Consider the following 11998-nt stretch of genomic DNA (forward strand, 5'->3'; position numbering starts at 1 on the left):
AGGGTGTCCAGATCCTTGTAATCGATCTCTTTAACACCTTCTGCCGTGAACCGGCAGAACTTGCGACGTCTGAAAAAACGAGCCATAACGTAACTCCTCAACTCCGGTTAATTACTCTTCTTCGTCCTGGGATTCAGCTTTCTGACTGTCGTCTTGACGGTCATCAGAAGATTCAGCTGAACGACGCGGGCGATCATCTCCGCCTGAACGACGGTCCTCACGGGACTCAGCGGCTTTCATCGGAGAGATATCAGCAACGGCTTCATCGCGACGCAGAATCAGGTCACGGATGATGGCATCGTTGAACCGGAAGTTGTGAGTCAGCTCGTCCATTGCTGCCTGTGAACATTCTACGTTCATCAGCACATAGTGAGCCTTGTGAATCTTGTTGATCGGGTAAGCCATGTGACGACGGCCCCAATCTTCCAGGCGATGTACCTTGCCGCCATCTTCAGTGATGACGCCGGTATAACGCTCGATCATAGCGGGCACCTGCTCGCTCTGATCCGGGTGTACCATAAACACGATTTCGTAGTGACGCATGAGTTCTCCCTACGGTTTAAACAGCTTTCTTTTTCGCGAACTGGCCGCGAGGCATGAAAGCAAGGAGGTGGCAGCCGAAGCCGCCGGTTTTTTTGCTTTATCGACAAGGCTTTACAAGAAAGGCTCAATCAAAAGCGAGGCGTTGCCTACCTGACTACAGACAATACAAAACCTCCCCCTACAAAAGGGGTGACGTATTCTAGGCGTACACAGCCTTCTGTGCAAGAGTTAACCAAGACGCTGACGCAAGGCTTCGTAAAGACAGACACCGGTCGCAACCGAAACATTAAGACTGTCTACATGGCCGAGCATGGGAATATTGATAAGCTGATCACAGTGCTCCCGCGTTAGCCGGCGCATGCCCTTGCCTTCCGCGCCCATTACCAGCGCAACCGGGCCTTTGAAGTCAGCCTGAAACAACGTGGCTTCTGCTTCGCCTGCGGTGCCGATCAGCCATACCCCCTGGTCTTTCAGAGTGCGAAGAAAACGCGCCAGATTCGTCACGCGAACAAAAGGCACAGTCTCCGCAGCGCCGCACGCAACCTTCCGCGCCACAGCTGTCAGCGAAGCTGATTTATCTTTAGGCACAATCACAGCCTGCACACCCGCTGCATCACAGGTGCGCATACACGCACCCAGGTTGTGGGGATCGGTTACGCCGTCCAGTACCAACAGAAACGGAGGCCTATCGCTCACGGCAAGCCTTGCCAGAAGATCATCCTCTGTCCACTCGCGGCTTTCACTGACTGCCGCAACAACGCCCTGATGAACACCACCAACCCGTTCATCCAACTCCCGACGATGGACAACGCCCCACTTGACCCCCAGCTCATCCAGGGTATCGGTAATGGTTTTTACTCGTTTGTCCTGCCGGCCAGTCTGAATCCAGACCTGCTGCAACCTTCCCGGCTCGCGCTTGAGAACAGCCTCAACCGCGTGCCAGCCAAATACAAATTCCTCGGACACTGGTTCGGCTTCCTGTTATTTATCTGTCTTGCGTGGCTTCCGCGGTTTACTGGCCCCCGTGGGCTTACCCGGGACTTTCTTCGATTTTTTACCGGCTTCACTGGCCGCATCTGCTACCAGCTTAGCTTTTGCACTGCCCGGCTTGCTTGTACTCCCAGACTTACCAGCTTTCTCAGGCTTTTTGCCTTTGCCGGACTTTGCCCCCGAAGACGCGCCGCTCCGACCACGGCCTTTATCCGCTCGCTTGCCATCCTTGCCTCGGGTATCCCGCTTGGCCACACCAAGAGCATCACGATCCGCCTTTCGACGCCTGGGCTCGCTGACCAACTCCAGATCGATTTTGCGATCTTCCATACCAACCCGCATCACACGCACGCGCAGCTCGTCACCAAGACGGAAGCTTACCGCTGTGCGCTCGCCAATCAGGCGATGCTTGGCCGAATCGTGATGGAAATAATCACCGCTAAGGGTAGATACGTGCACAAGACCTTCGATATACACACCGGACAGTTCAACAAAGAACCCGAAGGGCACAACGGCAGCAATAACCCCGTCAAACTCTTCTCCGACATGATCACTGAGAAACTCGCACTTGAGCCACGCCATAACATCACGCGTGGCGTCATCGGCACGCCTCTCGGTCATCGACACATGTTCGCCCAGCTTCGCCATACGGGCATAATCGTAGGGGTACTCCACCAGCTCAGGATCGAAGACCCGCGGGGACACAACATCCTTCGTTACCTCAGGATTGTGAATCCTGGACTTGATAGCCCGGTGCACAACGAGATCCGGGTAGCGACGAATCGGCGAGGTAAAGTGGGCGTAGCTCGGAAAACCAAGGCCAAAGTGACCACTTTCATCCGGGCTGTACACCGCCTGGCTCAACGAGCGAAGCATGACTGTCTGGATAACATTGGCATCCGGCCGGTCTGTGATCTGGGATAACAACGCCTGATAATCAGCCGAAGTCGGCTCGTCGCCGCCACCCAGCTGCAAGCCAAGCTCACTCAGGAACAGGCGCACTGAGTTGAGCCGCTCCTCGGAGGGACCATCATGCACACGGTAGAGCGCTGGCATCTTGTGCTTCTTGAGGAAGCGCGCAGCAGCAACGTTGGCACACAGCATGCACTCTTCCACGATCTTGTGAGCATCGTTGCGGTGCACCGGAACAATTTCTTCAATTTTACGCCCGGCATCGAAAACAATTCGGGTTTCAGTGGTCTCGAAATCAATAGCACCGCGCTCTGTCCGCGCCCTGCGCAGCAGCTTGTAGAGGTCGTACAGGTTGTGCAGGTGCGGCAGTACATCCGCATACTGTGCCGACAGCCGGTAACCGGGCTCTGAATCAGGCCGCTCCAGCATGTCGCTGACTTTGTTGTAGGTCAGCCGGGCATGGCTGCGCATGACCGCCTGATAGAAGGTGTACCCGCTGATGTTGCCTGCTGCGCTGATGGTCATATCTGCCACCATGCACAAGCGATCAACCTCCGGGTTCAGAGAGCACAGGCCGTTGGAAAGTTTCTCTGGCAGCATGGGCACCACGTGATCCGGGAAATACACCGAGTTGCCCCTGCGTAAAGCCTCCTCATCAAGAGGTGATCCGGCGCGCACGTAATGCGATACGTCGGCTATTGCCACCACGAGACGATAAGCACCCCGGCCCCGGGGCTCACAGTAGATCGCATCATCAAAGTCCCGAGCGGTCTCGTCATCGATGGTAACCAGCCGCATATTACGGATATCTACCCGATTGGCTTTATCCTTTTCTGCCACTTCGCCCGGAATGGACGCTGCCTGCTCACCAACTTCCGTGGGCCAGCTGTGTGGAATGTCATAGGAGCGGATAGCCACATCAATCTCCATTCCAGGGGCCATATGTTCCCCCAGAATCTCGACTATTTTCCCGGTTGGCTTGGAGCGCATGGTGGGCTGGCGTAAAAGATCCACAACAACATACTGCCCATGGTAGGCCTCACCCACATGTTCTTCGGGTACCAGTATTTCGTGGTTGATCCGGGCGTTCTCGGGCACCACATAAGCTATTCCGCTTTCATTGAAAAAGCGGCCTACTGTCTGCTGCGTATGGTGCTCTATAACCTCAACTATAACGCCTTCACGTCGACCACGATCATCGACCTTGTCTACCCGGGCAACCACCCTGTCACCGTGAAACACCATGCGCATCTGACGTGCGGTCAGAAACAGGTCAGACCCGCCATCGTCCGGCACCAGAAAGCCGAAGCCATCCCTATGGCCAATCACCCGGCCGCTGACCAGATCAGCCTCTTCAATCGGAAGATAGGCATCGCGGCGATTACAGATAAGCTGACCATCCCGGCACATCGCAATCAGTCGGCGCCTGAGCGCTTCGATACCTTCCGGGGATGTCTGATCGAGCTCGGAACATAATGTCTCATGTGTTGCCGGCGCTCCCCGTTCTTTCAGATGCGCGAGGATAAATTCCCGGCTTTGAATCGGGTTATCGTAATTTTGAGCCTCACGGCCAGCGTGGGGGTCTTTGTGTTTTTTATTTCTGGAAACCATTCAAATCCTTGCTCTTCAATGCGGCGCCACAACGGCACTGTTTATATTCATTTGGATAACAGTATACGTTGGTACGGATAGACTGCCTAACAACCCACCATTTATAGGCACAATTACTTGCCGCCCTTTTACAGAAAAAGTATTTGACAGCTTCCGCGGGAATTATTACAGTACGCGCCATCAGATGAGGCGTGGCTTCATCTTTGGCAGAAACGTCCAGTTTTCAACAAACTAACGTCAAATCTGCAAATCACCTGCCGAGGTGGTGAAATTGGTAGACACGCTAGCTTCAGGTGCTAGTGCTCGCAAGGGCGTGGAGGTTCAAGTCCTCTCCTCGGCACCATTCATATCCCCTTTTGAATGGCAGAGTCTGTCGATTTACCCATAATTTTTACTTAGCGGAAAATTCTTCTCCCGTGTTTCATGCGTTTTTACTACCCCCACGCACGCCTTAACTCTACCCTCCAGCTTTATAGCCAGTAATTTCAGTACCTTATAGACTTCGCATAGCAGTCGGGAAAGTTATGGTTCCTGAGCTTCTGCCCAAAACTGCTATTTGCGGAGCTCGTGGTCTCTTAGCGGTAACCGCGATCATTACGGATAGAGTTCTAGCGAATCATTTTGCTCAATTGCTGTGGTGTCGGCTTTGACATGTTTGGATCACGAGCAGCTTGAATACCTTTTATAGCGTCAATAAATGCAGGCGATGCGTTAGCGCGAGTGAAGGAGGGGGCGTTTGCACTGCACGTTGCGTTTGAACTCAGAAGGTACTGAATACGAGTCAGCAACAGTGTCGGCTTACCGTCCTTTAAGGCGTAATCTCCATCGAAGCCGTAACCGCCTTTGCCCGGTTCTGCATTGGTTACGGACATGCAATCGGTGGGATGAGGCCTGGGTCTCGCCTCCACCACCGCGCGGGCGGGCTGTCCGTAAACCTGGAGATTCATGAATATGGTACATTTACGCTCCGAAAAATAGAGAATACCTCCTACCCAGGGGTTCATTTCAGGCGTACGCTGAACGTGCCACATTGCCAGCTCGACAGGCTCGCCGTAGAAACTGCCGGACCAGGCTCCTTCCAGATCCTTCAAATCATCGCCGCTGGGGCTGCGTGGCGCTGTTACCGTTGTTGCTTCCTTCTGACGTCTTGGGCAGTTCAGGCCGTCGTACTTCTGATTGGCCTTGGTATAGGCCGCAACCGCTTTATTGTAGGATGCTTGGGTGTAAGCGAAGATTTCTGTACGTTTGCGGTCTATTGAAGAAGCCGTTGAGCTTCTGGATATCTGAGGATCTACCGAAGACATACCCTTATCAAAACGTTCGATATTGGCATGCAAGGCACGTACTTCCGGCGTTGTGCATTTGTTTGCAAACCGCCGGTTCATAAACGTATTTCGCGACACCACATCAAACCCTATTTCCATCAACACCAGAGGGTTACGTGTCGTTATTGCTTCCCCAGTTTTACGCCCGAACTCCACCAAGAAGTTCAGATTCACGTCTTTAACGTAGCGGTCGTAACTGTTAAGAAACTTCTCTTCGATTCGGGTTATTGAGCCACCTGAGCCTAAGACCGGGTCGTCATAAACAAAGGTATCGACCACACCGTCGCGGATGAGAGCGGAACAGTGTTTAGAATAGGTGCGAATAAAGTCGGTGTAGAACAGCTTGTAGGTCATGTCTTTTTCAACGGACTGGAATTGCCCTGCCGTCAGGTTTTCAAGGATATCGTTGTATTGCGCGATCTGTTCATCGCCTTTGAGACATCCCTGATAGTTCCTGTTCTTGCATTTGATGCAGTGGCCCTGTCCGACTTGCAGAATCCGTGTGTAGCTGTTGGCTTCTGATTGCACATTTTGTAGCGCCTGAAGGGCATAGTAATCCTGGCTGTATTTCGTCCAGTCAGCGGTGGTCATCGTATCGAGATAATAATCGTTCATACATTGGCACCACCTGCCGTCGACCTCTGCCCCCGAAATCTGCCCACTCGCTTCACACGCATAACGCAAATTATTGCGTTCCAGCGGGCTTATCGCGGCGTGTGCAACCAACGCTTGGCCGAGCACGATGGTAAAAACGACGATAGAGACAATTCGATGCATGGTGTCATCCTTCTCGTTTTTACCTTACATCTTACATAAAGGTGATTGCGGCTATAGTGCCGTGAGAATGAATAAATATTAGCCTAGTAAGTGGTCAAAATACTACAAGCCTGCGAAGTTGTTCGCGATACTGACGCGGCGGGTGTCGTGATTGGCAGCGATGAGAAGATGATTCTGGATAAGCATTGAGGCGCCCCAAGCCGGGCATGTAACTCTCCACTAACCGAAATTGTTACTGGCATATTATCGAACGGCTTTAATAATAGTGTCGAACGAAAAATTATCTCACATCAACGTTAATTCATATTTGCGCATTTTTTATTTGAACTCAGTAAGGCGTTGCTGTGGAGTTTGATCACCCCGAAGGACACTGCCATGAAGCACACACTGACTATTTCCAAAGCACTATTAGCTAGCTCCTTATTTGCCCTCGCTGCCTGTGGCGGCGGTGGTTCATCTTCAGACACGAAAGCGCCGGTAAAACCACTTGAACCACCAGAGACGGCCCAAGGCGTATTTCTAGACAGCGAAGTTGAAGGCCTTAACTATACCTCCGGTAGGCTATCCGGTTTAACTGACAGTGCCGGCATATTTAGATACGAAGTCGGGCAGCCGGTGACTTTCTCTGTTGGAGATATTGTGATCGGCACCGCCACTGGAGCTGAAACTATTACGCCGCTTGATCTTGTTGCCGCCGCCAGCGACACCAGCAACTCAGTGGTGATCAATATCGCCCGCTTCCTGCAAACCCTGGATGACGATGGCGACCCAGACAATGGCATTACCCTACTTGAATCCGTGCGAGCTTTGGCTGCGAATGAAGCCATTGAGTTCAATCAACCCGTTACCGAATTTGAGGATGACGGGAACGTACAGACAGTTGTTAGCACGCTTACAGCGGTAACCACTGCCGGCGCGCGAATGCTGGTTACTGCAGCTGCTGCCCAAACCCACCTCGACGCCACACTGGCCGCTATGAACGATGGCGGCGGATCAACTGGTGACGGTGAGATTTGCGCCGACAATACCGCAACTGACTTGAGCTTACAGGGAAATAATGCCTACGCCTTTACCGTCGATAACGGAGAATGTTTAGGGCTTGTGGCATACGATCTCGAAAAAGCTGAGTTGCCGCTGATTATCACTACGGGCAATCGAAGTCTGGAGGGGCTGATTTTCGATAACCAGATAAAAGTAGCCAAACAGTTTGATTCCAGCATCAGCGGAAACACGATAATTCGTTGGTATTTCACATTCAACGTAACCAATACAAGCAGTAATCTGTTTTGTGGTTACTTCCGCAATCTGCAGAGCGCCGCAGCAGCCCAGGACAGCTCTCCGGTGAACTTTTTCGAGGCGCGAGTCGACGGCAACTACTTCGACGTTACCTTCTTTAATAACCCTTACGGAGACTGCATCTCCCCGGGCCAAACGCTTCCTGTCTACGGAGATTATATCAGAGGGGTAGCTTCTGACGATCCTCTTCGCGTGCCAGGTGCATTGAGTAATCTGGGCCCCATTACGCTTCGCGCTGATTTTCGAGTACATACGCAGACACTGACCCCAAAGCCGTCATTGCAGGCGAATTATTTCAAGTGGAGAAACAACGGTGTCGGTACGCAAATTAATGATATAGAAGTATCGTTTACCAACACGCTTGATCGCAGTATCACGCTTGGCCGCGGAGTCACGCTGCAGCCTGACAGTATGAAAGTGAGATATTTCGACAACGAAGGCTTTTTTGTCAGCTCAGGATTTGTATATCTACACGATGCTTTAGGCGTGGATAGAACTGAAATTCAAAGTGACGACTTGATCATCCCGGCAGGAGAAACCTTCGTCTTGGCTAACGACGGAGCGAGTATTGGAGTCAAACAACTCAACCCTGCAAGCGCAACAAAGGCTGTTGTATTTTTGGAATGGGAGTATTGAATAATGGAGCTTGGAGTTTGTTCAGACGATCCCAGGAGTGTTCTGCGTGTGGCTCGCTTGGCGGCACGCTCTGGGGCGCCTGGATTTACCGTCCAACAACAAACAATAGACTCAATGTACCAGCTTGTAGAGGCGGGTGCATTGTTATCGTTAACGCCAGATCAAATCTGGGAAGAGATGCTCGAGGCGCTATCCGAATGCAAGCCAAGTGGGTTTTTTCGTGTGTTGCGAGCCTGTGGCGCCTTGAAAATTATTCTGCCCGAGGTTGACCTGCTGTTTGGTATCCCTCAACCGCCATTGCACCATCCTGAAGTGGATACTGGCGACCATGTGATGCTGTGCATCGATGTGGCCCGGCGGCGGTTCGATTCACCTATTGTTACCTGGGCGGTATTGGTCCACGACCTGGGCAAAGGCTTAACGCCCCGCGAAGAATGGCCAAAGCATATCGGGCATGAAATAAGAGGCGTTCCTGTAGCCCGCGCTGTTGCTGAACGATTTAACGTACCGCGAGATTTTTGTGAGCTGGGTATGCTGGTGTCTGAGCATCATCTTCGGTGTCACAAACTTCTGGAAATGCGGCCGCGTTCTATTATGCGTTTGCTGGAAGCACTGGACGCTTTTCAAAAACCAGAGCGTGTAAAGCAATTTGCCCAGGCATGTGAGGCCGATGCCCGTGGCCGGTTGGGCCTGGAAGATCGCGAGTATCCCAACGGTGATCTGCTAATTGCCTGCGCCAAGGCGGCAGAGGCCGTTGATATTCAGCCGCTATTGAATGCGGGTTACGAGGGGCAAAAACTGGCAGATCAGCATCGGCAATTACGAATCAAGGCCATTGCTCAAATACATTCAGGCCGTCTTTAAATGAGCTATAAATAATATAATGAAAAACATATTTAAAATCGTTGCGCAAGGAAATCCAATAAATCTGGAGATGGGTCCTGATGCACTTGATATTGTTTTAAAAATTACTGCTTACATTGATAATAACTTTATGGAGAGTGATTTTTTTACCCTTGGAAATGTTGTGCATGAAGACTTCTCGAGCGTTCGTCGTTATATACAGAACGCAAAAAATAGTACGACAAATGAAGACGATACTGTTTCTTTAAGCCTCGATTTGGAACAATATCGACTATTCAATAATATAATATGGTACGGCGTAAACTTTGGTGATGACATTCCCGAGCTTGAATCACTTCATGATGATATTTGTGATATTAGAGAAGAAATGGAGCTTATAAAAGAATATCACAGCAACAAAAAGCGCAACACCTGAAGAGCAGAAGGCACGCCAAGATGGCAGACCATGACTAACGGCATGAAACCCGGAAACAATGAAAGCCAATGCTCTCGTGAATGCCAGGAAGTTCGGCGTTTCCTATTAGGCGAACCTGTTCTGTTTCGCGCCCGCTTCTCGTTATCAGGTCGGCGCCTTGCCGGTTGGGGTTATTTGGATAATTCTTCGGAAACCGGACGCTGGCCTTACGGCGGCGCCGTCTGGGAAACAGACACCGGAAAGCTCTTGGAATTGTACGACCCGCATATGTCTCCAGAAATGGATTTCTCTGCTTATAACTTTGTTCATCAATCGGAGCCGTTTGGACACATTCAAGCGCATCCCTTCGACGAGGGGTATTACGACTTTCAAGGTAGCGTTCGCTTTCCATTGAGTAATTCTGAATGGGCAGTGATTGATGAACGCAAATGTGCTCATCGCGGAGAAAATTCTGGCTCGCGTCACTATCTGTTCAACTGCTACCTCTGGCAGGATTGCCAGACTAACGAGGAAGATACGCTGTTATCAGACACCATTAAATCAATCGAATTTTTACCCAAAAATCTCAGCGTTCTTGATATAAGTGCAGACGGGCAACGCCTGCTCGCAGCACAGCCATGGAGAGATGGGTGGGGCAACGTTATCAGCGTTTGGGATATTGCAGGTCAGTGTTGTGTGGCAACCCTGCAACCAGAAAAAAACACAGCGAACTCCGGCCATTTAAATACAATCAAGAGCGCAAGATTCCTGGCGAATCGGCATCACACGGTGCTCACCATCAGCTACTCTTCAGCCTGGGGTGCCGCGACAGGCACCGACAATGTAGCTGGCATTATCTGGGATGCCATCACGGGAATAGCCAAGGTGCCGCTATTCTGCTGGACAGGAAACCGACATTGGGATATCGAAAACATTCACGACCATGCCCTTCTGAATCACGGTCGCTGGATCGCACTCATCCGAGGTGACGCAGAAAAGGATGAACCCAATGATCGAATTATCAAAGTACTCGACACAAACACCGGTGAGGAAATTGCGGTTTTTGAGCACCCCGCGAATAAAGACGGCCATGGTAACCATGTCGATCGTATTGCTGCTGATCTGGACGGAACTTACCTAATCAGCACCAGCACAGATGAAACCTTTGCCCGGGTCTGGGACGTTGCGGCAAACTGTCAGATTGCTCGGTGTGATGTTGGAGGAACTGAAGTAATCGACGTAGATATGAAATTAATAGATGGACGCGTCTTTTTTCTAACCGCTCACTACCAGGCAATGGCTGTTCTATGGCATCTACCGAATACTGGCGCTGTTAACGGCGCGCAGATTATTGTTTAAATAACCCACAACAGCAAACGATAAGCGGACTTCAAACCCGGGCCTAAGGTTTGCCAGTCGCAGCCTGGCGCCGTGCCGAAGGGCTACAGCCTGAACAAATCTTAACCCGAAACCGTATCCGGCAACCTTGCCTGTACGCGCCTGAGCGAGCACTTCTCGCAGATCATCGCTTAGGGTACCGGGGCCTTCGTCTGCAACACTCACTGTTGCGCTGTCGCCATGGCGGGCTACCCGCAGCACAACGCAACCGCCCGCGGGAGAGTGGCGCAATGCGTTGCTTAACAGGTTGGCCATCGCATTGATCAATAGATGTGATTGGCCGAGCACTGTCGCTGACTCGACGGATACGTCAAGCGCGACATCAGCTTCTTCAAACGCATCGCGATACAGTTCTACTGCTGCATTCGCCGCTGTTGCCAGATCCAAGTGGCCCATGAGCGAATGGCTACTGGATTGGATTTTTGACAGTTCCAATATCTCCCGCAACAGCTTGAGTAACTCGTCGGCGGAAGCGGTCAATTCCGGTTGGCCGCTGGACGCCGCGAGATCCCGTAGATGGCTTAGCTCTTTGTTGATCTCATGTGCAGCCGTCTGGCTTACTGTTTCCAGGCCGATAATCAAGCGTGAGTTTTCGTCCAGAGTCTCATTGATCTGACTCGCCAGAAAACGGATTTCATCAGCCGGCAATGTTGCGGATAGGTCAACTCGAGCATCCAGGTTGCCCCTGCCCGCATCTATCAGCACCGCATTGATGGCATCAATCCGCTGCTGAAAACGTCGGTTTGAACGAAACACCACGACTAATAAAATCACCGCAAATAATGCAATGCTGCTAATCATGTAAGGCAGAAATTCATGGCGCAAGCTGCTGTAAACGGAAAGCTTACGGGCCACCAGAACCGGGAACTCATTATCAAAAAGTTCTACCTTGGCCAGTGCTTCCGCCGGCCCCGTAGCACCCAACTCTGTTTCAAACCGATACCAGCCTGGCTGCCTGGGCACGTCGACAGGCCAGCGCGCATAACTGCCCACAACCACACTGCCATCGTTTCGAGCCAGCACATAAATCGTTGGGTGCGCTGCCCCCATCGAGATCCGGAAATCTATGGCATCCGCAATGCTGACCACTTTGTATTCAGATTGATAGCGTATCAGCTCCTGATATTCAGCCTCGATATCCGCGCGAGCAACCTGAACAACAGCCCGATCAACAACATACAGTGCACCGGTGATTACGATACCGGCAACAATCAGTATCGATACAATCAATAATACATGCATGCGGTGAAAA

At 51.5% G+C, this 11998-nt stretch carries 9 protein-coding genes, 1 tRNA gene and 1 pseudogene; 5 read left to right on the forward strand and 6 right to left on the reverse strand.

Annotated features, from left to right (window positions below; all coding sequences use genetic code 11):
* The 4 genes and pseudogenes from rpsR to rnr form a co-directional block, all read right to left on the reverse strand.
* Positions 1-86: pseudogene (rpsR, locus tag ACN0RL_RS13725) on the reverse strand (30S ribosomal protein S18); the annotation flags it as partial.
* Positions 87-111: 25 nt separating this feature from the next.
* Complete coding sequence (gene rpsF, locus ACN0RL_RS13730; protein WP_417517710.1) at positions 112-543, reverse strand: 30S ribosomal protein S6; 432 nt, start codon at positions 541-543, stop codon at positions 112-114.
* A 228-nt stretch (positions 544-771) separates the two neighbouring features.
* The gene (gene rlmB / locus ACN0RL_RS13735) at positions 772-1509 is read right to left on the reverse strand and encodes a 23S rRNA (guanosine(2251)-2'-O)-methyltransferase RlmB (RefSeq protein WP_417517712.1); all 738 of its coding nucleotides are present in this window, start codon (positions 1507-1509) and stop codon (positions 772-774) included.
* A gap of 15 nt (positions 1510-1524) precedes the next feature.
* Positions 1525-4056 (reverse strand): ribonuclease R, encoded by a 2532-nt coding sequence (gene rnr / locus ACN0RL_RS13740; RefSeq protein WP_417517714.1) that lies wholly within the window; start codon positions 4054-4056, stop codon positions 1525-1527.
* Positions 4057-4312: 256 nt separating this feature from the next.
* Here rnr and ACN0RL_RS13745 point away from each other — a divergent pair.
* A tRNA-Leu gene (locus ACN0RL_RS13745) sits at positions 4313-4399 on the forward strand.
* Between the two features lie 265 nt (positions 4400-4664).
* Here the strand turns inward: ACN0RL_RS13745 and ACN0RL_RS13750 are convergent.
* Positions 4665-6158 (reverse strand): hypothetical protein, encoded by a 1494-nt coding sequence (locus ACN0RL_RS13750; protein ID WP_417517716.1) that lies wholly within the window; start codon positions 6156-6158, stop codon positions 4665-4667.
* 375 nt (positions 6159-6533) lie between these two features.
* Between ACN0RL_RS13750 and ACN0RL_RS13755 the strand changes: the two genes are divergently transcribed.
* Genes ACN0RL_RS13755 through ACN0RL_RS13770 form a run of 4 tightly spaced genes read left to right on the forward strand, consistent with a single transcriptional unit; the run spans position 6534 to position 10707 of the window.
* Complete coding sequence (locus ACN0RL_RS13755) at positions 6534-8090, forward strand: hypothetical protein (RefSeq protein ID WP_417517718.1); 1557 nt, start codon at positions 6534-6536, stop codon at positions 8088-8090.
* Between the two features lie 3 nt (positions 8091-8093).
* Positions 8094-8954 carry an HD domain-containing protein gene (locus ACN0RL_RS13760; protein ID WP_417517720.1) on the forward strand — a complete coding sequence of 287 codons (861 nt, stop codon included), beginning with the start codon at positions 8094-8096 and terminating at the stop codon, positions 8952-8954.
* A gap of 19 nt (positions 8955-8973) precedes the next feature.
* Complete coding sequence (locus ACN0RL_RS13765; RefSeq protein ID WP_417517722.1) at positions 8974-9369, forward strand: hypothetical protein; 396 nt, start codon at positions 8974-8976, stop codon at positions 9367-9369.
* A 30-nt stretch (positions 9370-9399) separates the two neighbouring features.
* On the forward strand, positions 9400-10707 hold the full coding sequence (locus ACN0RL_RS13770; protein WP_417517724.1) for a WD40 repeat domain-containing protein: 1308 nt from the start codon (positions 9400-9402) through the stop codon (positions 10705-10707).
* Here the strand turns inward: ACN0RL_RS13770 and ACN0RL_RS13775 are convergent.
* Positions 10663-11988 carry a sensor histidine kinase gene (locus ACN0RL_RS13775; protein ID WP_417517726.1) on the reverse strand — a complete coding sequence of 442 codons (1326 nt, stop codon included), beginning with the start codon at positions 11986-11988 and terminating at the stop codon, positions 10663-10665. The two genes, ACN0RL_RS13770 and ACN0RL_RS13775, sit on opposite strands and share 45 nt — an antisense overlap.
* Positions 11989-11998: the final 10 nt, after the last annotated feature.

Origin of the sequence: Marinobacter sp. (assembly GCF_048259445.1) — a bacterium.
In the GTDB taxonomy this organism is placed as follows: domain Bacteria; phylum Pseudomonadota; class Gammaproteobacteria; order Pseudomonadales; family Oleiphilaceae; genus Marinobacter.

Bases quoted from the DNA above. Each gene is read 5' to 3' on its own strand.
- ACN0RL_RS13755 (WP_417517718.1), top strand. From the start codon at position 6,534: ATGAAGCACACACTGACTATTTCCAAAGCACTATTAGCTAGCTCCTTA.
- ACN0RL_RS13760 (WP_417517720.1), top strand. From the start codon at position 8,094: ATGGAGCTTGGAGTTTGTTCAGACGATCCCAGGAGTGTTCTGCGTGTG.
- ACN0RL_RS13775 (WP_417517726.1), bottom strand. From the start codon at position 11,988: ATGCATGTATTATTGATTGTATCGATACTGATTGTTGCCGGTATCGTA.
- ACN0RL_RS13750 (WP_417517716.1), bottom strand. From the start codon at position 6,158: ATGCATCGAATTGTCTCTATCGTCGTTTTTACCATCGTGCTCGGCCAA.
- ACN0RL_RS13765 (WP_417517722.1), top strand. From the start codon at position 8,974: ATGAAAAACATATTTAAAATCGTTGCGCAAGGAAATCCAATAAATCTG.
- rnr (WP_417517714.1), bottom strand. From the start codon at position 4,056: ATGGTTTCCAGAAATAAAAAACACAAAGACCCCCACGCTGGCCGTGAG.
- rpsF (WP_417517710.1), bottom strand. From the start codon at position 543: ATGCGTCACTACGAAATCGTGTTTATGGTACACCCGGATCAGAGCGAG.
- ACN0RL_RS13770 (WP_417517724.1), top strand. From the start codon at position 9,400: ATGACTAACGGCATGAAACCCGGAAACAATGAAAGCCAATGCTCTCGT.